Below are 22,325 nucleotides of genomic sequence, written 5' to 3'. Positions count from 1 at the left end.
CTATTTTGTATTGTTCGACGGATTGCCTCCGTCGTCCTGGCGCTCCCGTGCAGAACCTGGCCCATAGCGCTTCCTTCCATTCAAGGGAAAAGATTGCACCATTAAAACCTGGGATCAAACATCTAAGGCCGCCAGCTTCGGCCTGGTCAAACAGGAAGACGCCAACCTGGCGCCGTGCGCTGATTACGCCAAAAACGCATCCCACCCCGTTTTCACGATCAAGCTGCCGACCACGACGATGAAGATCACCCGCACGAACGCCGTGCCGTGGCGCAAGGCCAGCCAGCTGCCCAGCAGGCTGCCCAGCACATTCGCCAGCGCCAGCGGCAGGGCGAAATGCCACCAAACATGGCCCTTGGCGGCAAACAGCACCAGGGCGGCAATGTTCGTCGCCAGATTGAGCAGCTTGGCGCCGACCGAGGCGTTCAGGAAGTCATAGCCCAGCAGGCGCACGAACAGAAAGACAAAGAAGCTGCCCGTGCCGGGGCCGAAAAAACCGTCGTAAAACCCGATCACCAGCCCGATCAGCGCCGTGCGCACCTGCTCGGCCCGGCCACTGAACAGCGGGGCGTGGGTGCGGCCCAGCTCCTTTTTCGCCAGGGTGTAGACGAACAGCGCCAGCAAAATGACCGGCAGCAGCTTGCGCAGAAAGCCCGGGTCGATCAACGTCACGCTCCACGCCCCGGCGAAGGCGCCCACGAGGGCGGTGGCCACGCCCGGCAGCAGGGCCGGCCAGCGTACCGCGACACGGCGGCTGTATTGCCACGAGGCCACGGCAGTGCCCCAGATGGCGGCGCTTTTGTTCGTCCCGAACAGGGTGGCCGGGGCCGCCCCGGGAAACACGGCAAACAGCGCGGGCAGCAAAATCAGCCCGCCGCCGCCGACGATGGCATCGACCATGCCGGCCAGCGCCGACGCCAGGGAAATGACGATCCACTCCATGGAACACCTAAGAACGTGTTTACGCTCCAAAAGAAAAGCGCCGGATAAACCGGCGCTAGAGCAAAAAAGAACACCTCATGGCGGGTGCTTGGAATAAAAAATTCTAGTTATGGATCGAGTTGTCTCCTCGGGCCCTCCGTGCGCCGTTGTCCCACAGCGCTAGAAGTGGCGAGACTTTAACCCCAGATCAGTCTTCTATAAGACAGCGTTTTCCCTAGGGTGAAATCGCCAGCCACGATGCCGGTCACCGCCGACCAGCGAAGGTATTGCGACAAATTGTGCTAAAACCGGCCCCCCATGACCAACGCTACTCCCCGCCTTGAACACCAGACGGCCGATGCTGGGCCCAGGGTCGTCCTGCTGGGCCGCTGGGGCGCGGCCGAGCTGGGCCAGCGCGGACAGTGGCAGCAGATGCAGCGCCAGCTCGCGGGGACCGACACGACCGCCGCCTGGGACTTGACGCAACTGGCCTGGTTCGACCACCTCGGCGCCCAGTTGCTGTGGCGCCACTGGCAGGGCCAATGGCCGGCGCAACTGCACGCCAGCGCCGCCCAACGCGCCATGCTGCAACGCGTGGCCCAGTTTGCCAGCACCGCTGCCGTCCCCGCCGCGCCGTACTACTTTGGCCGCACGGTGGAAAAGTTCGGCACCCTGATCCTGGCGGCGCTCGTGCATGGACGTGACCTGCTGCTGCTTGTCGGCCAGCTCTGGCTGGATGCGCTGCGCCTGCTGCGAGCGCCGCACAAGGGGCCATGGCGCGATTTTTCCGGCCACCTGTTCAACATGGGCGCCACCGCGCTGCCGATTACCGCCCTGGTCGGTTTTCTGATCGGCGTGGTGCTGGCCTACCTGATGGCGCTGCAATTGCGCCAGTTCGGCGCCGAGGCGTTCATCGTCAATATTCTGGGCATCTCGCTGATCCGGGAGCTGGGGCCGCTGCTGGCGGCCATTCTGGTGGCGGGGCGCTCCGGCTCGGCCATCACGGCGCAGATCGGCGTGATGCGCGTGACCGAGGAGCTGGATGCCATGCGGGTCATGGGCATTTCCCACGGTTTCCGCCTGGTGCTACCCCGGGCCATGGCGCTGGCGCTGGCCATGCCGCTGGTCAGCCTGTGGACGACGCTGGCGGCGCTGATGGGCGGCGTGGTCGCCTCCGACCTGGTCATGGGCATTTCCCCGGCCTACTTCTGGCAGGCGCTGCCCAGCGCGGTGGAAGTGAGCAACCTGTGGCTGGCCAGCATCAAGGCCATGGTCTTCGGCGTCTGGATTGCGCTGATCGGCTGCCACTGGGGCCTGCGTGTCAAGCCCAATACGCAAAGCCTGGGCGCCGGGACGACGGCCTCGGTGGTCACCTCCATCACCATGGTCATCCTGGTGGATGCGGTGTTCGCCATCGCCTTCAAGGATGTGGGGTTCTGATGGCCGCCAACGCTGAGACGATGATCGACATCGACCACCTGTGGAGCATTTTCGGCCAGGGCGAGCAGGCCTTTGCCGTTCACCAGGATTTGTGCCTGCAGGTGCAGCGGGGCGAAATGCTGTCCATCGTCGGCGGCTCCGGCACGGGCAAGACCGTGCTGCTGCGCCAGATTCTGGGCCTGCTCACACCCGGCAAGGGCCGCGTCACCACCCTGGGCCGCCCGGCGGCCGAGCTGTGCCGCGAGGGTGCCTCGGCCCGGGTGGGGATGCTGTTCCAGCACGGGGCGCTGTATTCGGCCTTCAACGTGCTGGACAACATCGCCTTCGCCCTGCGCGAACAGGGCGGCCTGCCCGATGCCGTGGTGCGCGAAGCCGCCATGGTCAAGCTGCAGATGGTCGGCCTCAAGCCCGAACACGCCACACGCAATCCGGCCGATCTGTCCGGCGGCATGATCAAGCGCGTGGCGCTGGCCCGGGCGCTGATCATGGACCCGCCGCTGCTGCTGCTCGACGAGCCCACGGCCGGGCTGGACCCGACCAGCTCGGACGAATTTTGCGACCTGCTGCGCCAGCTACACGCCGGACTGGGCCTGACCGTGGTCATGGTCACACACGATCTGGACACGCTGTTTGCCCTGTCCACCCGCGTGGCCGTGCTGGCGGAAAAGCGCGTGCTGGTCAGCGGCACGGCGCAGGAAGTGGCGCAATTCGACCACCCCTTCACCTCCACCTTCTTCCAGGGCGAGCGCGGCCGCCGGGCCATGGCCCCGCCCCCCGTTTCAGCCCCGGCTTCGGCCTAAAAAAAGGAGCAGATGCCCCATGGAAAACAAATCCCACGCCATGGCCGCCGGCATCTTCATGCTGGCGCTGGCCAGCATGTTGATTGGCCTGGCCCTGTGGCTGACGCGCGATCAGCGCCAATACACCAGCTACGAGCTGTCCACCAGCGACGCCATCAGCGGCCTGCAGCCCCAGGCCACCGTGCGCTACAAGGGCGTGGCCGTGGGCAAGGTGACCCACATCGGCTTCGACCGCGAACACAACGGCAACCTGCTGATCCGCATTGCCGTCGATAGCGAGGCGCCCGTCCAGCCCGGCTACACCTACGCCCAGCTGGGCTACCAGGGAGTGACCGGTATCGCCCACGTGCAGCTGGACGACCAAAGCGGCCCCAGTCCCGTCCTGCCGGTCGGCCCCAGCGGCCTGCCCCGGCTGCCGATGAAATCCTCGCCGCTGACCGTACTCTCCGACCAGGGCATGATGATTCTGAGCCGGGCCGACGAAGCCGCCGAGCGCCTGAACCGCCTGCTGGGCGACGCCAACCAGGTGCGGTTCAGCCAGTTGCTGGACAACCTGAACCAGACCAGCGTGGCCCTGCAGCAAGTCAGCCGCCGGGCCGAACACAGCCTGGAGCATGGGGTCGACCCCGTACTGCAGGCGCTGCCCGCCCTGGTGCAGGACACACGCACCAGCCTGCAGACGCTGAACGCTGCCGGGCAGCAGATCGGCCAGCTGGCCGAACAGCTGCAGGCACCCGAAGGGGTGCTGGCCCAACTGCAGGCCGGTACGCAATCGGTGGCGCAATCGGCCCAGCGGTTCGAGCGCTACACCCTGCCGGGCATCCAGCGGGCCACGGGCGACCTGGGCCTGGCCTCGCGCCAGATGGGCCGCACCATGGCGAACATCGATGCCAATCCGCAATCGCTGATCTACGGCAATGGCCTGGTGCGCCCCGGCCCGGGGGAACCGGGCTTTACCCCGCCGGTGCCGGCACCTTGATGATGAGAACGTAAACACGTTCTTAGAAAGAATGCTTATGTTGCTGCGTTTGTCTCCCCTGCTGGCCGCCCTGTTGCTGGCCGCCTGCCAAAGCCTGCCCACCCCGCCGAAAGAGCCTGCACGCTACGACTTGGGCGCCGCTGCCCTGGTGGACGTGACCGTGCCCGCCGAACCGGCCGCCCTGGTGCTGACCGACATCCAGGCGCCCTGGCAGGCCGAAGGCAGCACCACCGCCATGTATTACCGCCTGGCCTACGCCCAGCCGCACAACTTGCACACCTACAGCCAGGCCAGCTGGAGCCTGCCGCCGGAGCTGCTGGTGCAGGAGCGCCTGCGCCACTGGCTCAGCCAGGGCCAGCGGGTGGTTCTCAGCGCCGAAGGCGGGCGCATTCCCCCCCGCGTGGCCGGGCAGCAGCCCCCGGTGCTGCTGCTGGCGCTGGAAGAGTTCGAGCAGGTATTCGACCAGCCCGAACACAGTGTTGCCAAGGTGCGCCTGCGGGCCACCTTGCTGGGCCACCGGCCAGCGGGCGAAGTGCTGCTGGGCCAGCAGGTCTTCAGCGTCACCACCCCGGCGGCCAGCGCCGATGCTGCGGGCGGGGCCAAGGCGCTGTCCCAGGCCCTGGACAGCCTGGGCCAGCAACTGGTGGCGTGGTTGCGCCAGTCCGCTGCCAACCGTTAAGCTTGGCCTCTTTTTTTGCTGGATGGAGCGCACCCCTATGGCGGCCTTGGAATGGGACGACAAACTGCAACTGGACTTGCCCGAGCTTGACACCGTGCATCGCGAATTCGTGGACTTGCTGGCCCAGGCCGAGCAGGCCGACGATGCCGCGCTGCCGGCGCTGTGGCACACCATCATCACCCACACCGAAGGCCACTTCGGCATGGAAGACCGCTGGATGCTGGCCACCGGCTTTGCCCCGGACAACTGCCACCTGCACCAGCACCAGGCGGTGCTGGACATCCTGCGCGAAGGCGCGGCCAAGGGGGCACAGGGCGATCTGGCCGCCATCCGGGCGATGATCCCCGACCTGGCCAACTGGTTCAGCTACCACGCCAAGACCATGGATGCGGCCCTGGTCTACCACCTGCAAAGCACCGGGTTCGACATCCATGCCGCCCCGGCCGCCCTCCCGGTGGCAGCGCCAGCGGTCTCCGGCTGCGGCTGCGCGGCCTGACCCGGAGGAATACGACGGTGGGACAGTGGCTTGACCTGACTGCGGCGGACGGGGCCGGGTTTTCCGCCTGGGCGGCCCATCCGTCCGGCCCCCTGCGCGGCGCCGTGGTGGTGGCGCAGGAGATTTTTGGCGTCAATCGCCATATCCGCGCCGTTACCGACCGCATGGCCGCACGCGGCTTTCTGGCCATTGCCCCGGATCTGTTCGCCCGCTTCACCCCGCGCCTGGACCTGGGCTATACCGATGCCGACGTTGCCCAGGGCCGCCAGTACAAGGCCCAGGCCGAGGCCATGCCCGGCGCCATCCTGCAGCAGGTACAGGCCGCCGCCCAATGGGCCATGGCACAGGCCCCGTGCAAGGTCGGCATGGTCGGCTTCTGCTGGGGCGGACTGGTGACGTGGCGGGCCGCAGAGCAGCTGCCGGAGATTTCCGCCGCCGTCTGCTACTACGGCGGCGGCATGACCGAGGCGCGGGAACGCGCCCGCCAGCCCGGCTGCCCGGTGCAGGCCCACTTTGGCCGGCGCGACACCATCATCGCGCTGCCTAGCGTGCTGGAATTTGCCCATGTCCAGCCCCGGGTGCAAACCCACCTCTACGACGCCGATCACGGCTTCAACTGCGACCTGCGCTCCAGCTACGACCACGACAGCGCGGTGCAGGCCAAAGACCGCACCCTGGCCTTCTTCGACCAGCACCTGGCGCAGCGCCAACCATCATGACCGCCCTACCGGCTGTACGCGGGCGGCCAGCGCCACCAGCACCAGCACCAGCACCAGTACCAGTACCAGTACCAGTACCGGCAGCCCCAGGCAGGCCGTGGCGATGAAGAAGGGGCTGTAGCCGAAGGCATCGACGAAGCGCCCGGAAAACCCCACTAGATTGTCGGCGCTGACGACCAGGGCCAGCCCATAAACGTGCTGGCGCAACATCAACGCCACATTCAAGCCTTCACCAGCTTCGCGGCCTTGGGGTCGTACACGTAGTCGGTGATGCTGCCATCTTTGATCCGCGCAACAGCCTCATCGATCACGAACAGAGGAACGAGAAACCACTCCTCGGGCTGCACAGGATGGCCGAATCGGTCATTGATGATGATGTTCAACCGCGCGGGCGCGAACAGCCTGTGGAACAGGTTCTCCATCCGGGTGCGATTGATGCCCGCGAGCTTGTAGGTCGCCACCACTTCGACCTTCGCCAGCAGGTAAGTTGCTTCGTTCTCGGCATTGGCGATGCGCGTCTCCACCCTGCCCCCGGTCACGCCTACCTTGTGGATGATGTCGCGGTGCTGTGCGACATAGGGGTGATCGGAGAGGGAGCGCAGGACGTAGATCGTGCCGCTTTCGACATCATCGGCCTCAAGCTCTCCACCGAAGGAAAGTTGCCTGCTCTCGGGCGAAGCCAGCCGCCGTGCGGCGGAGTCGTCATAGAACGCACGCTGGAGCGAACGCAGCAGCAGATTGCTTTCGGTGCCATTGGAGAAGATGAGGCGCAGGCGTCGATCTACCTCCCTGGCCGTCGTCTTCAGCGGTTCGCCGACCTCGGCGACGTAAAGCGTGAGGCCATCGAGAACGAAAAAATCCCCGGCCTCAATCGCACGGTTTTCCGCTGTGATGGGCTGCGACTGGCGCATACCGGTTTTGACTTCCGCCTGCACGCGCTCGAACAAGGGCTGGAAGGTCTCGAAGTTTTCGCAAGGCTTGCGATCCGCGATGTTCTCGGCAGCACGCTTTTCGGCGTTGGTTCGGACATGGCGCAAGACGGTGATGTCGTCCGAGCCGGCAACATCGCCCAGCTCGGCGGCCAGATCGTCGATGTCGATGGCTTCATCTGCCCAAGCGGCAGCGGTAGACGCCCCCGCAAGCAGGCCCTGATGATCCAGCGGCTCCAGCAAGGCGCGGCAATCCGGAAGCACACGCAAACGATCCAGCCGCACGGCGTACAGGCGCTCGAATATGTCGCGGTCTTCACCGTGCTGCGGCACGCGGCCATGCTGCTCATGGAACCGCTGGATGTCCTCGAAGCCCGCGATGACGCGCTCCTCACTGGCTGACCGGCCGCCCTTCTTCTCAGGCGGTGCGAACTCGGCCAGCTCCGCCGCCAGATCGTCAAGATCGGCATTACTCATAGCGCCCCTCCGCTCTGAAACGCATGAAGGCAGCCGCGCCTTCGGCGAGGTACTTCTCGTAGGCATCCTGGGAAGTTACCGATGGTGCCCTCCCGCGCTCCCGTTTGAACCCAACCGCGCGTATGGCGATGGCTTTGGCATCTTCAGGGGTGATTGAGGTGCGCTTGCCCGAGATAGCCGCCGCCACCTGTTTCAAGCTGTCCTCGCTCATGGTCTTGGCAAGGATGGCGTAGGCTTCGCCGAAGGGGTTGATGCGGTCGATCAGGTCAATGTCCAGCTCGCGCACGTCCATTGCGAAGCGGCGCACGCCATGAATCAAGGCAATGTTGGGCAACCCTCCGTCCACGTTCATACCCGTGCCTTCGGTGACAAGCCGCTTGGCCTGCTGCGTGAGGTTGAGGGCGGCGATGGCGTGCTGACGCACCGCCTCCTGATCTTCGACGTCAAGCTCGGGATACTTGTCCTTGATGATCTTGCCCATGCGAACCTGCGTCAGTTCCTCGGGCACCAGCTCCTCATCGAACAGGCCGCGCTCGATGGTGGGTTTGTCCTGCACAAAAGCCGCGATGACTTCGTTCAGGTCTTCCTGGCAGATACGCGTCGCCTCCTTGCTCTTGGGTTCGGCAAGGCCTTTGATCTCGATCTGGTAGGTTCCTGTCTGCTCATTGACGCCGATGTTGCAGCGATCCGGGTCGTAACCACCCTCGCCATAGTTGAAGCCTGGCATCGGAGCGTTGTCGGGATTCTTGGGCTTGAACTCGAAGCGCGGCGCAAGAACCTGCTCCATCAGCAGGCTTGCCGCGATGGCCTTCAACGTATCGTTGATGGCCTCGGTGACAGCTTCCTCAGCTGCATCCGGCTGGGCAATCAGATTGGTGAACCTTGCTCGGGTCTTGCCGGGCGCATCGCGGGTGGCGCGGCCAATGATCTGCACGATCTCGGTCAGACTGGCGCGGTAGCCCACGGTCAGCGCGTGTTCGCACCAAATCCAGTCGAAGCCTTCCTTCGCCATGCCCAGCGCGATGATGATGTCTACGTGGTCGCGGTTGCTCTTCTGCGCCGGGACTTTCAACGCGGCAGAAACGCGGTCACGCTTCGAGGCATCGTCATCGACCAGATCGGCGATGCGCAATACGCGGCCGGCATCTGGAGTACCTGGTGGACGCTTGACGAGCTGAAAGCCGGTGGCAGGGTCGATGCCCTGCCACTCGCCCAGCGCCTCGATGATGTGCTCCACCTCGCGCATCTTGTCCTTCGTGCTCTCGCGCGAATTGACGTTGGGGATGTGGATGATGGTCTTCTCGGCAGGGTCGAGGACATTGAGAATGTCATCGACATAAGGGCCGCTGTAGAAGAAGTAACCGATGTCGAGCTGCTTGAGGTATTCGTAGCCGTTGAGCTGCTCGTAGTAGGTGTAGGTGACGGTATCGAACTTCGATTCGTCCGACGGCGCAAGCACGGCCTCCGCGTCGCCCCGGAAGTAGGAGCCGGTCATGGCGACGATGTGCGTTTTGTCCCGCGCGATGAACTGCCCCAGATGCTGGCCCAGCTTGTTGTCCGGGTTCGCCGACACATGGTGGAACTCATCAACCGCGATCAGGCGGTCGTCAAACGCTTCGACGCCATAGGCATCCACCGCGAAGCGGAAGGTCGCATGGGTGCAGACCAGCACCTTGTCGTCGCTTTCGAGGAACGCGCCCAGCGACTTGACCTTGCCGCCGTTGTCGTTGCCCGGCGCGTTGCACAGATTCCACTTGGGTTCAACCTGCCAGTCGGCCCAGAAGCCGTACTTCGACAGCGGCTCGTCGTTGAAGCTGGCGCCGATGGACTTCTCGGGCACGACGATGATGGCCTGCTTCAAGCCCTGGTTCTCAAGTTTGTCGAGTGCCACAAACATCAACGCCCGGCTCTTGCCCGATGCGGGCGGCGACTTGATGAGCAGGTATTGCTCGCCGCGCTTTTCAAAGGCCCGCTCCTGCATGGGCCGCATCCCAAGGGCATTGGCCTTGGTTGATGCGCCGCTGCGTGCATAGGTGACGCAGACGGAGGGGACGGCGTGCTGGTTGTTGAGGTTATCGGTCATGACTCGTCGTCCGCATTGGATGTATTGGCTTCGTCCCCCAGCTTGTCCAGCAAAACCAGGTTGTGGCCCCAGGGCAATTTGTGCAACACCTGCTGCACAAATGGCAGTTCGGGCCAGCCCAAGGCAAAAGCCCGCATGTACTTCAGGTTGCGAACCGAAAAATCCTGCATCTCGGGAAATGCCGAGCGCAAGTCCTGCGACAGCCGCTCAATGACTTTCGCGCCCCAACCCTGCGCGGCCTGCCGCGCCAGGATGTCCTGACCAATCTGCCAGTACCGCAGCACCAGCTCACGGTTGACCGCCAGCGCGGCGCGTTGCTGGCCGGTGTGGATGCGGGTTTTCAAGTCGGCCAGCCAGTCGGCGTAGCCTTCGGGCGCTAGTGTCAGCTTGACGGGTTTGTCACTCATCCGGCTCTCCCTGTGCCCTGCTCACGGCAGTTGTGCCACAAGCTGTGGCACAAGCCATCAGACGCAGTTCCAATCAAAACCCGATCAAAACTTTTCTTTACCGCGAAAGCATTGCAAGTTATTGTTTTCATTTTATTTTTTCGGATTTTATCACCCGACATCCATCCAAGCTCCAAGCAGAATCAAATCCCGATCAAAACCCACTCACCCCTACGCCCAGAACGGCACATAGCCCGCCCTGGGATGCGCAGCATCCGCCGGGCGGATCAGCACTTGCCCCAAAGCCAGCTTGATGATGGCCGACGCCTGGGCGGCGTTCTGCGGGTCGATGCCCATCCGTTCGCGCAGGCTGGCATTGGTCATGCGCTGGCCGCTGACATGCTTGAGTGCCGCATGCTGGTAGCAAGCCCGCACACGCTCCTGCGGCGTCATCTCGGCGAACCGGCGCGGCGCATACAGCACGGCCCGCACCGCCTCCCCCTCGACCCGAAAGTCTGGCGGCGGCAGCTGGTGCAGTTCCACCGCCACCAGCACCTTGTCAATGCCGGTGCCCTGCTCCTCGCACAGCCGCATGCGGCGCATCAGCGCGGCCAGCGCCTCGTTGCGCGAGCGCGGCGGAAAGTCGAGAAACCGCTCCGGCTGCACCAGAGGCTGCCCAGGGTTGGTGATCTCCAGTCTGTCCTTGAACATCTCCACCAGCGGGCCAGTGCCCCGGATGGTCATGTCCTGGTGGATCAGCGCATTGGCAGCCAGCTCACGGATGGCGATGGCTGGATACAGCGGCTGTTGCTGGCGAAAAGCCTTGCCGATGTATTCATTGCGTGGAATCAGCCCGTCGATGTAATCCACCAACTCCGAGAATCCGGCGGCGTAACCCCTCTGAACGTCTCGACGATGCGTCACCACATCCGCTCGGCCCAGGCCATCATAAGCAACGAAGCGAATCGCCTTGCGGGCAATGGTCGGCGGAAAATCCGTCAACCGCCTGGCGAACAGCACCGCACCCAGGTTGGTGATATTCCAGTAGCCGCCCACATCGGCCTGTATCAAACCATCCGCAGCCAGCTTTTCGAAAATGCCGGCGCGGTTGTCCGGCAAGGACTGGCCGGTCAAGTCGAAATAGACCGCGTAATCCAGCCTTTCCAGCACCGCATCGCCATTCAGGAATTGCGCAGCAATCCCTGCCTCCCAGGCATACGGCTGCAACCTTGCCCACAGCGCCTTCAGTCGCTCCGGGTGGTCGGACAGCTTGGGCGTGGCGCTGCCGATACGGATATGCGCTTGGCGGTCAAACTCCACGGGGCTGTTGGTCGCTGCCGGAATCTCCAGCAGCACCAGGCGCACGCCGTGGTAGTCCACCGCCTTGAAATCGAAGACAACCGCCGGTTGCAAGCGCTGCGCCAACCACAATTCCAGCGGCTGCCCTTGCTGCTTGGCGCTGGTTGGCTCAAACGCCGTGCCAATGGCAGCATGATCGGCATCACGCACCCCCCACAGCAGATAAGCAAAAGGCTTGTCCGCCAGCCGCGCTGCATTGGACAAGGCCGAAATGCGCTTGCCGATCATCTCGGCATCGGTATTGTTCTCCTTGAACTCCACCCATGCCGTTTCGGCAGGCAGCGCGAGCAACTCGCCAATCAATGCCAATGTGCGTGCATCGCTCATGGCGATTTCCTTCTTGATGTTGTCACCTTCTTGCCCTTAGCCGGTGCAGCCACAGCAGTCATCTTGGTGTAGAGGTCAAACAGCTTTTCCAGCCGCTCGGTGTCGTTCTTGAAGCGGCGGCCGATGTAGATACGCTCCAGCAACTGCATCACCAGCACGTTGCGCGACCAGTTGTGCTCAATGGCTTTGGCGGAGTACCACCTGCGGGTTTTCGGGCCGGGCAGCTTGTCCAGCAAAACCAGGTTGTGGCCCCAGGGCAATTTGTGCAACACCTGCTGCACAAATGCCAAATCGGGCCAGCCCAGGGCGAAGGCACGCATGTACTTCAGGTTGCGGACGGAAAAGCCCTGCATCTCAGGAAATGCCGAGCGCAAGTCCTGCGACAAACGATCGACAACCTTTGCGCCCCACCCCTGACGGTCTTGACGCTCCAAAATGGCATTGCCGATTGTCCAATACAGCACGACCAGTTCAAGATTAAGCGCCTGTGCCGCACGTTGCTGGGCGTCATGGATTTGCGATTTCAGTTCGACCAGCCAGTCGGCATAGCCTTCGGGCGCAGGGGTCAGCTTCACAGGTTTGTCGCTCATGCATTGCCCTCCGTCTCGCAACTCTTGCGGCCATTCTTAGCCATAACTTCAGCCAAGCCACTCAACACTTGATCAACAATCAGTCTGTTGTGATCAGGATGCATATACATATCTACAGCCGCCCAAATCAAACCAATAGATAAAGCTGTATTTCTGGCAATCTCGCGTTCTGGATTAATAAAACCTGTGGATAATCCATTCTCTGTTGCATACATAATTTTATTGCGTGCTTGAGAAACTCTATTTGCTTCATTCGCCACAGCGTCAAGCGATGGGGGATCACCCAACAAGATGCCACTATCCTCACCATCTTTAGTGCCTATGTGAAATGAACTCAGATGCAAGGCGTCATAGTGATAACCCTCCTCTGTTAGCACACGGTATGCCAACACATCCTGTTTCGGGTGTATAGCGATTGAGACTTTTCCCTGCGCCAAAAGAAGACTCATCCGCTGCGCAAAAATCGAGATCAACGCCTTTTGCTTATGGTTGTGCAAATTTATTTTCTTTGCATACTCTTTATGCCCATGCACTTGAGCTGCAGCAATAAATGCAGCAACAGCTTCTTCAGTGGCGTGCATTGCAGTGGAAGACGCGACAATGGGAGATACATCAAAAATATTATTCGACCAATGCAGGAATCTGATAGCGTTAATTGAAGAGAATTTTGCACGGCTTTTCAGCGAATTTATTTTACTAATGATCCACTGAGATATTTTTTCATTTAATATTTCCGAAGAAGATTTAAAGCCAGCCCTCATGGCATAACTCCCGCTTTGCTCTTCTTGCCCTTGGCCAGTGCAGCCGAAGCGGTCATCTTGGTATAGAGATCAAACAGCTTTTCCAGCCGCTCGGTGTCGTTCTTGAAGCGCCGACCGATGTAGATGCGCTCCAGCACTTCGTCGTTGCGATCATGGGCGGCACGCAGGTCAGCGGGCATGTTTTCGGGGCTGTAGAGGTCAGCGATGGTCGCGGGGAAGTGATGCTCCCGCGCCAGCAGGATGTCCTCCGCGCAGCGCGTAAGGTCGGCCTTGTTTTTTTCGGTCAGGGTTGGGACGGGGAAGGTGTTCCAGCCGAGGGTGTTGGAGTAGCGGTAGCGCGTTTCCAGTTTGCCGCAGACGGTGGCGATCCAGACCAGGTGCAAGCGGCTGGCGATGAGTGCCATGTTCCAGAGCGGGGCGTCGTAGAGGGCGAAGGCGAGGTTGGTCACGATAGTGCCCGATGGCTCAAAGCCGCAGGGCAAGTAATAACGCGACTCTGAGGAAACGCTTGGAACGACAAGCACTGTTTCCACACCCTTTTGTCGTACCTCTCCAAAACGATGAGCCTCCGTTGCAGACTCCACAGTCGCTTGCTTAGGACTGGACAAACGCATCGCTCGAACACCTTCAATACGCTTCGCAATTTCCGGTATGGATTCTGCTTCTATCAGATGTTCGTTTTCAATCCACAAGCAATAACGCTCCAACCCACGAATAAATTCTGCAGAACCATAAGTGCGGCGAATGAAGCGTTCCTGTTGCTCCTGCGTCAAACCAAGCGCATCGATTTCAGTACGAGAAAGTAGCAAATGCCCACCATCGACTGGCTTATTGCCAAAGCTCATTTCAGCCCGTAATGAAAGCGGGCGCGAAGACTTTTCAATGATGGTGTTTGCTCCTGCAACCAAGTATGCATTTATGTTTGCAACTTCGTTCAGGGCCAATTGCTTTCCGCTCTCTGCGGATGTCTCTGTAAACAGCTTGCGCAAGACCGGTGGCTGTGCAGAAAGCCCGACGATCACCACGGTTACGCCCGCATTATGGCTAGCGAGATTGGCCCATTTAAAGGACGTATAGGCAAAGTGAATCTGGCAACCTGTCTCAAAAATCAGCGGCCATAAAATAGGTACTTGCTGTCCTTGGCAGATAGAGTTGGTAGACACAAAGGCCGCACTGGCAGGATTATGAGCACAATAATCCGCCGCTTTCACAAACCAGCCAGCCACGTAATCGAGCGACTTCCAGCTATTAGTGCGCTGCCCCAGCACAGCCTGCAAATCTGCTTTCTGCGATGCGTCCTGCCAAGTCGACCCAAGGTACGGTGGATTGCCACAAAGATAGACCTCCCCGCCTTCGTTACTGAAATCTATTTCTGTCTGTTCCAATGGTGTTTGGAATAAATCATCTCCGACCAATTTGACGCTGATGCCTTTGGCTGGGCAGGCTTGCTCCCAATCCAGTTGCAGTGCATTACCTGCGCTAATCCAGTTTTCGTGACGCAGCGGCAAAAATTCGGCCAAGGCCAGTTTTTGGCCCCGGTACAACACGTCACATTGGTATTCGGCGATGACCAGGGCAAGGCGGGCGATCTCGGCTGGAAAGTCGCGTAGCTCGATACCTCGGAAATTGGTGAGGTGGATTTCTGATGCGCGATCCAGTTCACCGCGCCGCCGGTTGATCTCGGCCTCGATGGCACGCATTTCCTTATAGGCGATGACCAGGAAGTTGCCGGAGCCGCAGGCCGGATCGAACACGCGGATGCGGGCGATGCGCTTGCGCAGGTTGAGCAAGGTGCGGGCGTTATTGCCCGCCTCCTCCAGCTTCTCCCGCAGGCCGTCGAGGAACAGCGGGTTCAGCACCTTCAGGATGTTGGGCACGCTGGTGTAGTGCATGCCCAACTCGCCGCGCTCCTCGTCTTCAGCAATGGCCTGAATCATCGAGCCAAAGATGTCCGGGTTGATTTTTGTCCAGTCCAGGTTGCCGACATGCAGCAGGTAGCTACGGGCGATGCGGCTGAAACGCGGCACTTCGTCGCTGCCAGAAAACAATGCGCCGTTGACGTAGGGAAACTCTGCCGCCCAGCGCGGAATGCCAGCGGCGGCGTGTTCTTCACGCTTTGTGTTCATGGCGCGGAATAGCGTGGCGATGACCTCGTGCGTATTGGAGGCATCGCGATCGCTCATTTGCGCGATGGTGTCGGTGAAGCGCCCCCTGCCGATAAAGATGTCGGTGTCTTCGGCGAAGAAACAGAAGATCAGCCGCGCCATGAGTTTATTCATGTCGTGGCGGCGCTCTGCCGTGCCCCATGCGGGGTTGTCTTTCAGCAGCTCGACATATAGGCGGTTCAGGCGGCTGGTGGCCCGGATGTCAAAGGCGTTTTCGCTGATCTGGCGGACGGTGCTGATGCCCGCCAGCGGCAGGAAGAAACCGAAGTGGTCGGGAAAGTCCTTGAAGGCACAGGCGACGGTTTCGCCGCTGGTCAGGTCTTCGGCTTCGAAGTCCGCACCGTCCGTGGCAAGGATGAACTTGGCTTTGGCCTTGCCTGTCGCCGGGCTGGCCTTGAGGGCGGCCAGCGTCTGCGTCACCCGCCCTGCGTCGCAAGTCAGGATGTGGATGTTGCTGGTCTGGAGAACGCCGCCCAGATCCGACTTGTTCGACGCCCCGGCACGCAGGCGTTTGAGAGTCGTCGCCTTGTTGCCGAACGCTTCAAGAAAGGCATAGGGGAACTCGGTGCGGTCGAACGGCTGCTCCGCAAGGTCAGTGATGGCTTGTTCGATTTCTACGGCATTCATGGGCGTGCCGCCCTCTCTCTGAGCGATACCACCTGGCTGCTGCTGTTCTGCGGGGTGCTCATGTCTTGCCCTGCGTTTTCTCGGCTATCTGCGCGGCAATCCAGCGATCCAATTCGCTGCGACGAAACCGCCAGGTGCCGCCCAGCTTGAATCCCGGTATCCCCCCCTGCTGGGCGAGCCGGTACACGGTCTTCTTCCCAGCCTTGAGGTAGATCGCCACTTCATCCAGCGTGAGGATTTCACTATCAGCTTGGTTCATGTCAGGCAGCTCGTTTGGCCTTATAAGGCAAAGTTTTCCAAAATTTGGCCAAGTTTACCATCCGATCCAGCCAAATGAAGCTCGAAACTCATGTGCGCGAAGCCATTGATTCGGCCGCTCCCCATGCCCGGCGGCAGCCTCGCAACACCAGCTCGATGGCAAGGCCATGTGCTCTGCCCAGCCCTGCTGCGTCGTTGCTATCGGTGCTAGCCACCCTGCCGCCCTACCGGCTGCACACGGGCGGCCAGCGCCACCAGCACCAGCACCGGCAGCCCCAGGCAGGCCGTGGCGATGAAGAAGGGGCTGTAGCCGAAGGCATCGACGAAGCGCCCGGAAAACCCCGCCAGCCATTTGGGCGCCAGCAGCATCATCGAACTGAACAGCGCATATTGCGTGGCCGAATACTGCACGTTGGTCAGGCTGGACAGGTAGGCGATGAACGCCGCCGAAGCGATGCCCCCGGCCAGGTTGTCGGCGCTGACCACCAGGGTCAGGCCCAGCACCGTCGGCCCCTGGCCGGCCAGCCAGGCAAACAGCAGATTGCTGGTGGCCGACAGCAGCGCCCCGAGCATCAGCACGCGCATCACGCCCCAGCGCATCGCCATCGCGCCGCCGACGAAGGCCCCGGCCAGGGTCATGACCACGCCGTAGATTTTGGTGACGGCGGCCACCTGCTCCTTGGTGTAGCCCATATCCACGTAGAACGGGTTGGCCATGATGCCCATCACCACGTCGCTGATGCGGTACACCGCGATCAGGCCCAGCACCAGCGCCGCCTGCCAGCGGTAGCGGGCGATGAAGTCGGCAAACGGTGCGATCAAAGCGCCTTGCAGCCACTCGCGCAGATTGCGGCTGGGCGGCAGCGGACGCGGCTGCGGTTCGGGGGCCAGCAGCACCGTCACCATGCCCACGGCCATGCTGGCCGCCATGGCGCAGTAGGCCACCCGCCACGCCTGGGGCTGGTAGCCGCCGGCGCTGCCCTGCGCCAGCGCGGCCAGCCACAAGACACCGGCGCCGGCCCAGATCATCGCCAGGCGGTAGCCCGTCTGGTACGTGGCGGCCAGCGCTGCCTGCGCCTGCATGTCCGCCGATTCGATGCGGTAAGCATCCAGGGCAATGTCCTGGGTGGCCGAGCCAAAGGCCACCAGCAGGGCGCAGCCCACCAGGGGCGCGAGCGCCTGCTGCGGGTCCTGCCAGCCCATGCCGAGCAGCCCCAGCGCAATGCAGGCCTGCGCCAGCAGCAGCCAGCTGCGCCGCCGCCCGAGCCGGCGCGTGAGCCAGGGCAGCGGCAGCCGGTCGACCAGCGGCGACCAGACCCACTTGAAGGCATACGCCAGCCCGACCCAGGACAGGTAGCCGATCGTCGTGCGGTTGATGCCCGCCTCGCGCAGCCAGAACGACAGCGTGCCCAGCACCAGCAGCAGTGGCAGCCCCGCCGAAAACCCCAGCGCCAGCATCCGCAGGCTGGCAGGCTGGAGGTAGACCTTGAAGGGAGCAAGCCAGGTGCAAAGGACGCGGCGAAGGCGGGAGACGATGGGCATGGCGGCAGTGCAGGGTCGGGAGGCTGCCATTTTAGGCAGGGGCGATGGCGGCCAACGTGGCGAAGGTGTTACATAAAAAATAGCTGGATGCGCTCTTATTCAAAAGAACTTCAATTTGAATAGCCATGAAATCCAATACATACAAGCGCAAACAGCTACTTTTTTAATCATTTCCAGGGGCGGCTTCCCTAGGGACGCTCTGCACGAATCATCGCGCCGTGGACATCTGCGGCATCGGGCCGTCTGCGGCGTTGCAAATCCTCGCAATAGCACCGCTATTGCTGCGGTTTGCGCCTTGCAGCCCATCCCGATCCGCAGCTTCCACTTGGCTGCGCGATTCGTGCAGAGCATCCCTGGCGCGGAGCCGCCGGTACAGGGTGCGTTCGCTCACGCCCAGGGCGCGGGCCTGTTCCTGGCGGGTGCCGCTGGTGTGTTGCAGGGCCTGGTGCAGGGCTTCGGCTTCGCGGGCACGCAAGGTGGTGCGGCTGGGCGCAGCCGGGGGCGGCGGCGGGGCCGCATCCAGGGCCAGTGCCTGGGCCATGGCCGGGCCGCCGATGCTGCGCCCGTCGGTCAGCAGCAGCGCCCGTTGCAACACGTTGCGCAATTCGTGCATGTTGCCGGGGAAGGGATGGCGCAGCAGCGCCTGCTGCGCAGCGGCGGAAAGCACGCGCTTGCCCCCGGGGGCCAGGCGTTGCAGCAGGTCGTCGGCCAGCAGCACGACGTCGGCCCCGCGCTCGCGCAGCGGCGGCAGGGTGATGGGCAGGGCGTTCAGGCGGTAATACAGCTCGGGCCGCCAGCGCCCGTTGCGCACCAGGGCGCCCAGGTCGGCGCTGGTGGTGGCGATGATGCGCACGTCGGCGCGGCGCAATTCGCTGCTGCCCACGCGCCGGTAGGTGCCGCTGTCCAGCAGGCGCAGCAACCGGGTTTGCAGCAGCAGGGGCAGGTTGTCCACGTCCTGAAGCAGCAGGGTGCCGCCCTGGGCCATTTCCAGCAGGCCGTTGCGGCTGGGCACGCCGGTGCGGCCCTGGCCGAACAGTTCGCTTTCCAGCAAGGCTTCGGGCAGGCCCGCGCAGTCCACCACGACCAGGGGGTGTTCGGCCCGGGGGCTGGCGGCATGGACGGCGCGGGCGGCCAGTTCCTTGCCGGTGCCCGGTTCCCCGTGCAGGACGACGCAGGCGTTGCTGGCCCCGGCGCGGGCCAGCCATTCCAGCGTGGCGCGAAAGGCCGGGGAACGCCCGAGCAGCCCTGCCTGCCCGGCCTGTGCCGGGCCCAGCGGCAGCAGCTCCATCTTTTCCAGAAAGTACTGCGCCGGCCCGGCCCCGGTGCGCAGCGGCTGCAGGGCGATGGCGACGTATTCTTCCCCCCGGCTGGTGTGGTGCAGATGCAGCACCCGCTCGCACTGGCCGCTGTATTGGGCGCGGGCCAGCGGGCAGGCCTCGCCCGCCTGATCGCACGGCACGCTGGAGTGGTGCGAGACGGCGTAGCAGGTGCGCCCGAGTACCGAGGCATCCTGCCCGAACACCTGCCGGTAGGCGCTGTTGGCCGCCAGGATGCGGTACTGGGCGTCAAACAGAACGTGGGGCTCGGGCAGGGTTTCCAGCCAGGTGGCGAGCAAATCCAGGGAGTCGGGCAATGTCATGACAGGGGGTAAGAACCTGAACAGGTTCTCTAAAAAAGCAATTACTGCCAGATAGTGCCAAATATGGCAGCGATTGTCAGCATTGACACCAACCACCTGGCAGAACGTCCGGGCAGGCAAAGACTCAACCAATTGTTTTTATTGTTTTTTTAATCGCAGCAAGGGGCTTGGTTATTCGCTGCGGGGCTTGATTCAGAATAATTTTTCCTGTGTTCTCTGCCCGACGCTTATGTCCGATGACAAATCCAAGCCCTACCTGAGCTTCTACGCCCCCAAGCAGAAGGTCTACCCCCGTGCGATTGACGGCAAGTTCAACCGCTGGCGCTGGGTGCTGGTGTTCGCCACCCAGTTGCTGTTCTACGGCCTGCCCTGGCTGCAATGGGGCGAGCGCCAGATGGTGCTGTTCGACCTGGGGGCGCGGCGCTTTTACCTGTTCGGCCTGGTGCTGTATCCGCAGGACTTCATCTACCTGACGGGGCTGCTGATCCTGTCGGCGCTGTCGCTGTTTCTGTTCACGGCGGTGGCCGGGCGGCTGTGGTGCGGCTTCAGTTGCCCGCAGACGGTCTATACCGAAATCTTCATGTGGCTGGAAAACCGCATCGAAGGCGACCGCAGCGCCCGGATGCGGCTGGACAAGGCGCCGTGGACCTCGCCGGAGAAGCTGCTCAAGAAGGGCCTCAAGCAACTGGCCTGGATTGGCGTGGCGCTGTGGACGGGCTTCACCTTCGTCGGCTTTTTCGTGCCGATCCGCAGCCTGGGCGCGGAAATCCTGCACTGGCAGGGCGGCTGGCAGCTGTTCTGGGTGTTCTTCTACGGTTTTGCCACCTACGGCTTTGCCGGCTACATGCGCGAGCAGGTGTGCAAATACATGTGCCCCTACGCCCGCTTCCAGAGCGCCATGTTCGACCAGGACACGCTCATCGTCACCTACGACACCGAACGCGGCGAGCCGCGCGGCGTGCGCAGCAAGAAGGTCGATCCCAAGGCCGCCGGGCTGGGCGACTGCATCGACTGCTCGCTGTGCGTGCAGGTCTGCCCCACGGGCATCGACATCCGCAACGGCCTGCAGTACGAGTGCATCGGCTGCGGCCTGTGCGTGGACGCCTGCAACACGGTGATGGACAAGGTGGGCTACGCCCGGGGCCTGATCCGCTTTGCCACGCAGAACGGCATCCGCCAGCGCTGGACGAACCACCAGATGCTGCGCCGCGTGTTCCGCCCGCGCGTGCTGGGCTACGGCGCGGTGCTGCTGGCCCTGGCCGTGGCGATGATGGTCAGCCTGGCGCTGCGCACGCCGCTGAAGGTGGACGTGGTGCGCGACCGCGCGGCACTGTCGCGCATGGTGCCGGGCGGCAAGCTGGAGAACGTCTACCAGTTGCAGATCATGAACGCCACCGAAACCGCCCAGCACTACCGCATCGACGCCCACGGGCTGGAGGGGCTGGAAGTGGCCTCGACCGCCACCGTCGAGGTGCCGGCCACCGCCTCGCGCTGGGTGCCGGTGCAACTGCACATTCCGTACGGCAGCGCCGCGCCGGGTTCGCACCCGGTCTACTTCACGGTGCAGGCGGTGGAACACCCGGCGCAGGTGCAGGAGAAGGCGATGTTCCTGGTGCCGCGTTGAGGGCCTGCTGAAACTATCAATAAAGAAGCTTCTACCGCTGGTATTCAAATGATTTCAAGGATAAACATTCTTGAAATCGTTCATTCACCAGCGGAAGAAGCTCTCTTTTTATTGATCAGCGCCCCAGCTCCTTGGCGCTGACGCCGGCGATGCCCCAGTTCTCCTTGGGCACCTCCTGAATCCAGACGCGCACATTGGCAACGGGGGCGTCGGTGGCCTCCACCAGCGCCTGGGTGACTTTCTCGATCACGGCTTTTTTCTGCGCCTCGGTGCGGCCTTCGAGCATGTAGATCTGGGCAAACGGCATGGTGTTTTCCTCAAACAAGGGGGAAGCGAATCGCTCAGGCAAAGCGCAGCGAGACGCTGCCCATGCCCTGCACGCGCAGGGTGACGTTGTCGCCCGCATTCACGGCAACGGCCTCGGTCACGCCGCCGGACAGAATCAGGCTGCCCGCCGGAATTTCCTGCCCACGCCGCCCCAGGTGGTTGGCCAGCATGGCGATGGCCGCCGCCGGGTGGCCCAGCACGGCAGCGCCTGCGCCCAGGGCGACGGGCTGGCCGTTCTTCTCCAGCACCACGCCCACGGTGCGCAGGTCCACCTGTTCGGGGCGCACGGCCTGGCCGCCGACGACAAAGCGGGCTGCCGAGGTGTTGTCGGCCACCACGCTTTTCAGGTCGAACTTGAAGTCGCGGTAGCGGCTGTCGATCACTTCGATGCCCGGCAGCACGAAATCGGTGGCCGCCAGCACGGCGCCGATGTGGCAGCCCGGCCCCTTCAGCGCGTGCTTGAGGACGAAGGCGATCTCCGGCTCCACCTTGGGGTGGATGAGTTCGGCGGTGTTCACCGTGGCGCCTTCGGCCAGGGTGTATTCATCGACCAGAAAGCCGAACACCGGGTCGGTCACGCCCATCTGCTTCATCTTGGCGTGCGAGGTCAGGCCCGCCTTCAGGCCGACGACGCGGGCGCCCCGGGCCAGCTTACGCTGCAGGATGACGTCCTGGATGGCATAGGCATCGTCCCAGTCCATGTCCGGGTGGTCGTCGGTGATCTTGGGGGTGTCGCGGGCCTCTAGCTGGCAGGTTTCCAGATGCTCGGCAAGCCGGGCGATGGTTTCGGGGGTCAGTGCCATGGTGGGTACTCCAAAAAAATTCCAGGCAGGAAAATAAAAAAATAGGGGGGAAATCGGGGGGGCGATCAGCCAGGCAGAGCGGCCCGGTCGGACGGCGGGAGGGCCAGCGTCGGCCCGCGCTGCGGGGCAGCAGCCGTGGTGGCCGGTACGTCGCGGCCCGTGCTGCCGCCGAGGGCGCCCAGGGTCTGCTTGACGCGGTCATAAGCCGGGCGCACCTGTTCCGGCACCCAGTGGCGGATGGCTTCAAAGTTTTCCTGGCGGGCAAACTGCAACATCTGCGCCCGCACCTGCCGGTAATGCGCCAGCGCAGCGCTGAAAGTGTCCGCCGGCCCTGTCCCGGTCAACACCCCCAGCTTGCCCCAGGCCTGGTCCAGCAGAGCATCCAGCTCGCCAA

The 22,325-nt window shown here is 62.9% G+C and carries 21 protein-coding genes and 1 pseudogene; 7 read left to right on the top strand and 15 right to left on the bottom strand.

The genetic code is table 11. The features are described 5' to 3' along the window. Positions 1-183: 183 nt before the first annotated feature. Positions 184-942, bottom strand: a complete 759-nt coding sequence (locus ACFO3A_RS15480; RefSeq protein WP_377728208.1) for a TSUP family transporter — start codon at positions 940-942, stop codon at positions 184-186. 297 nt (positions 943-1,239) lie between these two features. Between ACFO3A_RS15480 and ACFO3A_RS15475 the strand changes: the two genes are divergently transcribed. Genes ACFO3A_RS15475 through ACFO3A_RS15450 form a run of 6 tightly spaced genes read left to right on the top strand, consistent with a single transcriptional unit; the run spans position 1,240 to position 6,034 of the window. After that, on the top strand, positions 1,240-2,361 hold the full coding sequence (locus ACFO3A_RS15475) for an MlaE family ABC transporter permease (protein ID WP_377728207.1): 1,122 nt from the start codon (positions 1,240-1,242) through the stop codon (positions 2,359-2,361). Next, positions 2,361-3,161: an ABC transporter ATP-binding protein gene (locus tag ACFO3A_RS15470; RefSeq protein ID WP_377728206.1), complete on the top strand. Its 801-nt coding sequence runs from the start codon at positions 2,361-2,363 to the stop codon at positions 3,159-3,161. Before ACFO3A_RS15475 ends, ACFO3A_RS15470 begins: the two co-directional genes overlap by 1 nt. A gap of 19 nt (positions 3,162-3,180) precedes the next feature. Further along, entirely contained in the window at positions 3,181-4,140 is a 960-nt protein-coding gene (locus tag ACFO3A_RS15465) for an MlaD family protein (protein WP_377728205.1), read from the top strand. 37 nt (positions 4,141-4,177) lie between these two features. Beyond that, a complete protein-coding gene (locus ACFO3A_RS15460; protein WP_377728204.1) occupies positions 4,178-4,819 on the top strand; it encodes an ABC-type transport auxiliary lipoprotein family protein in 642 nt (213 codons plus the stop codon). 37 nt (positions 4,820-4,856) lie between these two features. After that, positions 4,857-5,315: a hemerythrin domain-containing protein gene (locus tag ACFO3A_RS15455; RefSeq protein WP_377728203.1), complete on the top strand. Its 459-nt coding sequence runs from the start codon at positions 4,857-4,859 to the stop codon at positions 5,313-5,315. Between the two features lie 17 nt (positions 5,316-5,332). Then, complete coding sequence (locus ACFO3A_RS15450; protein ID WP_377728202.1) at positions 5,333-6,034, top strand: dienelactone hydrolase family protein; 702 nt, start codon at positions 5,333-5,335, stop codon at positions 6,032-6,034. Here ACFO3A_RS15450 and ACFO3A_RS15445 read toward each other — a convergent pair. The 11 genes and pseudogenes from ACFO3A_RS15445 to ACFO3A_RS15395 form a co-directional block, all read right to left on the bottom strand. After that, the gene (locus ACFO3A_RS15445; protein WP_377728209.1) at positions 6,029-6,253 is read right to left on the bottom strand and encodes a hypothetical protein; all 225 of its coding nucleotides are present in this window, start codon (positions 6,251-6,253) and stop codon (positions 6,029-6,031) included. The genes ACFO3A_RS15450 and ACFO3A_RS15445 overlap by 6 nt on opposite strands. A gap of 2 nt (positions 6,254-6,255) precedes the next feature. After that, a complete protein-coding gene (locus ACFO3A_RS15440) occupies positions 6,256-7,440 on the bottom strand; it encodes a GIY-YIG nuclease family protein (RefSeq protein ID WP_377728201.1) in 1,185 nt (394 codons plus the stop codon). Then, positions 7,433-9,523, bottom strand: a complete 2,091-nt coding sequence (locus ACFO3A_RS15435) for a DEAD/DEAH box helicase (RefSeq protein WP_377728200.1) — start codon at positions 9,521-9,523, stop codon at positions 7,433-7,435. The genes ACFO3A_RS15440 and ACFO3A_RS15435 overlap by 8 nt, the downstream gene beginning before the upstream one ends. A gap of 38 nt (positions 9,524-9,561) precedes the next feature. After that, a pseudogene (locus tag ACFO3A_RS15430) lies at positions 9,562-9,930 on the bottom strand (DUF1016 N-terminal domain-containing protein); the annotation flags it as partial. A 210-nt stretch (positions 9,931-10,140) separates the two neighbouring features. Then, positions 10,141-11,595, bottom strand: coding sequence for an ATP-binding protein (locus ACFO3A_RS15425; RefSeq protein WP_377728199.1), 1,455 nt, complete (start codon positions 11,593-11,595; stop codon positions 10,141-10,143). Then, positions 11,592-12,185, bottom strand: coding sequence for a DUF1016 N-terminal domain-containing protein (locus ACFO3A_RS15420; RefSeq protein ID WP_377728198.1), 594 nt, complete (start codon positions 12,183-12,185; stop codon positions 11,592-11,594). Before ACFO3A_RS15420 ends, ACFO3A_RS15425 begins: the two co-directional genes overlap by 4 nt. After that, a complete protein-coding gene (locus tag ACFO3A_RS15415) occupies positions 12,182-12,946 on the bottom strand; it encodes a hypothetical protein (RefSeq protein ID WP_377728197.1) in 765 nt (254 codons plus the stop codon). The genes ACFO3A_RS15420 and ACFO3A_RS15415 overlap by 4 nt, the downstream gene beginning before the upstream one ends. Then, complete coding sequence (locus ACFO3A_RS15410; protein ID WP_377728196.1) at positions 12,943-15,738, bottom strand: class I SAM-dependent DNA methyltransferase; 2,796 nt, start codon at positions 15,736-15,738, stop codon at positions 12,943-12,945. The genes ACFO3A_RS15415 and ACFO3A_RS15410 overlap by 4 nt, the downstream gene beginning before the upstream one ends. Before the next feature lie 58 nt (positions 15,739-15,796). Further along, positions 15,797-15,997, bottom strand: coding sequence for a methylation-associated defense system helix-turn-helix domain-containing protein MAD1 (gene mads1, locus ACFO3A_RS15405; RefSeq protein ID WP_377728195.1), 201 nt, complete (start codon positions 15,995-15,997; stop codon positions 15,797-15,799). A 206-nt stretch (positions 15,998-16,203) separates the two neighbouring features. Then, complete coding sequence (locus ACFO3A_RS15400; RefSeq protein WP_377728194.1) at positions 16,204-17,538, bottom strand: AmpG family muropeptide MFS transporter; 1,335 nt, start codon at positions 17,536-17,538, stop codon at positions 16,204-16,206. 208 nt (positions 17,539-17,746) lie between these two features. Next, positions 17,747-19,177 (bottom strand): sigma 54-interacting transcriptional regulator, encoded by a 1,431-nt coding sequence (locus ACFO3A_RS15395; protein WP_377728193.1) that lies wholly within the window; start codon positions 19,175-19,177, stop codon positions 17,747-17,749. Between the two features lie 229 nt (positions 19,178-19,406). Here ACFO3A_RS15395 and ccoG point away from each other — a divergent pair, with 229 nt between their 5' ends. Beyond that, entirely contained in the window at positions 19,407-20,801 is a 1,395-nt protein-coding gene (ccoG, locus tag ACFO3A_RS15390) for a cytochrome c oxidase accessory protein CcoG (protein ID WP_377728192.1), read from the top strand. A gap of 115 nt (positions 20,802-20,916) precedes the next feature. Here ccoG and ACFO3A_RS15385 read toward each other — a convergent pair whose 3' ends face one another. From ACFO3A_RS15385 to ACFO3A_RS15375, 3 genes are all read right to left on the bottom strand, one after another. Next, positions 20,917-21,108, bottom strand: coding sequence for a 2-hydroxymuconate tautomerase (locus ACFO3A_RS15385; RefSeq protein ID WP_377728191.1), 192 nt, complete (start codon positions 21,106-21,108; stop codon positions 20,917-20,919). A 34-nt stretch (positions 21,109-21,142) separates the two neighbouring features. After that, on the bottom strand, positions 21,143-21,931 hold the full coding sequence (gene dmpH, locus ACFO3A_RS15380; protein ID WP_377728190.1) for a 2-oxo-3-hexenedioate decarboxylase: 789 nt from the start codon (positions 21,929-21,931) through the stop codon (positions 21,143-21,145). Between the two features lie 65 nt (positions 21,932-21,996). Further along, positions 21,997-22,325: MCP four helix bundle domain-containing protein (locus ACFO3A_RS15375; protein WP_377728189.1), on the bottom strand; the 329-nt coding region annotated here is incomplete at its 5' end.

The sequence above is a fragment of the Comamonas nitrativorans genome (assembly GCF_042654765.1).
Lineage (GTDB): Bacteria > Pseudomonadota > Gammaproteobacteria > Burkholderiales > Burkholderiaceae_C > Comamonas > Comamonas nitrativorans.
The sequence above is the reverse complement of the archived record's forward strand: the minus strand, read 5'-3'. Positions and strand labels throughout refer to the sequence as shown.

Coding starts and splice junctions, on each gene's coding strand:
- ACFO3A_RS15480 (WP_377728208.1), bottom strand. CDS start 942: ATGGAGTGGATCGTCATTTCCCTGGCGTCGGCGCTGGCCGGCATGGTC.
- ACFO3A_RS15475 (WP_377728207.1), top strand. CDS start 1,240: ATGACCAACGCTACTCCCCGCCTTGAACACCAGACGGCCGATGCTGGG.
- ACFO3A_RS15470 (WP_377728206.1), top strand. CDS start 2,361: ATGGCCGCCAACGCTGAGACGATGATCGACATCGACCACCTGTGGAGC.
- ACFO3A_RS15465 (WP_377728205.1), top strand. CDS start 3,181: ATGGAAAACAAATCCCACGCCATGGCCGCCGGCATCTTCATGCTGGCG.
- ACFO3A_RS15460 (WP_377728204.1), top strand. CDS start 4,178: ATGTTGCTGCGTTTGTCTCCCCTGCTGGCCGCCCTGTTGCTGGCCGCC.
- ACFO3A_RS15455 (WP_377728203.1), top strand. CDS start 4,857: ATGGCGGCCTTGGAATGGGACGACAAACTGCAACTGGACTTGCCCGAG.
- ACFO3A_RS15440 (WP_377728201.1), bottom strand. CDS start 7,440: ATGAGTAATGCCGATCTTGACGATCTGGCGGCGGAGCTGGCCGAGTTC.
- ACFO3A_RS15435 (WP_377728200.1), bottom strand. CDS start 9,523: ATGACCGATAACCTCAACAACCAGCACGCCGTCCCCTCCGTCTGCGTC.
- ACFO3A_RS15425 (WP_377728199.1), bottom strand. CDS start 11,595: ATGAGCGATGCACGCACATTGGCATTGATTGGCGAGTTGCTCGCGCTG.
- ACFO3A_RS15420 (WP_377728198.1), bottom strand. CDS start 12,185: ATGAGCGACAAACCTGTGAAGCTGACCCCTGCGCCCGAAGGCTATGCC.
- ACFO3A_RS15415 (WP_377728197.1), bottom strand. CDS start 12,946: ATGAGGGCTGGCTTTAAATCTTCTTCGGAAATATTAAATGAAAAAATA.
- ACFO3A_RS15410 (WP_377728196.1), bottom strand. CDS start 15,738: ATGAATGCCGTAGAAATCGAACAAGCCATCACTGACCTTGCGGAGCAG.
- mads1 (WP_377728195.1), bottom strand. CDS start 15,997: ATGAACCAAGCTGATAGTGAAATCCTCACGCTGGATGAAGTGGCGATC.
- ACFO3A_RS15400 (WP_377728194.1), bottom strand. CDS start 17,538: ATGCCCATCGTCTCCCGCCTTCGCCGCGTCCTTTGCACCTGGCTTGCT.
- ACFO3A_RS15395 (WP_377728193.1), bottom strand. CDS start 19,177: ATGACATTGCCCGACTCCCTGGATTTGCTCGCCACCTGGCTGGAAACC.
- ccoG (WP_377728192.1), top strand. CDS start 19,407: ATGTCCGATGACAAATCCAAGCCCTACCTGAGCTTCTACGCCCCCAAG.
- ACFO3A_RS15385 (WP_377728191.1), bottom strand. CDS start 21,108: ATGCCGTTTGCCCAGATCTACATGCTCGAAGGCCGCACCGAGGCGCAG.
- dmpH (WP_377728190.1), bottom strand. CDS start 21,931: ATGGCACTGACCCCCGAAACCATCGCCCGGCTTGCCGAGCATCTGGAA.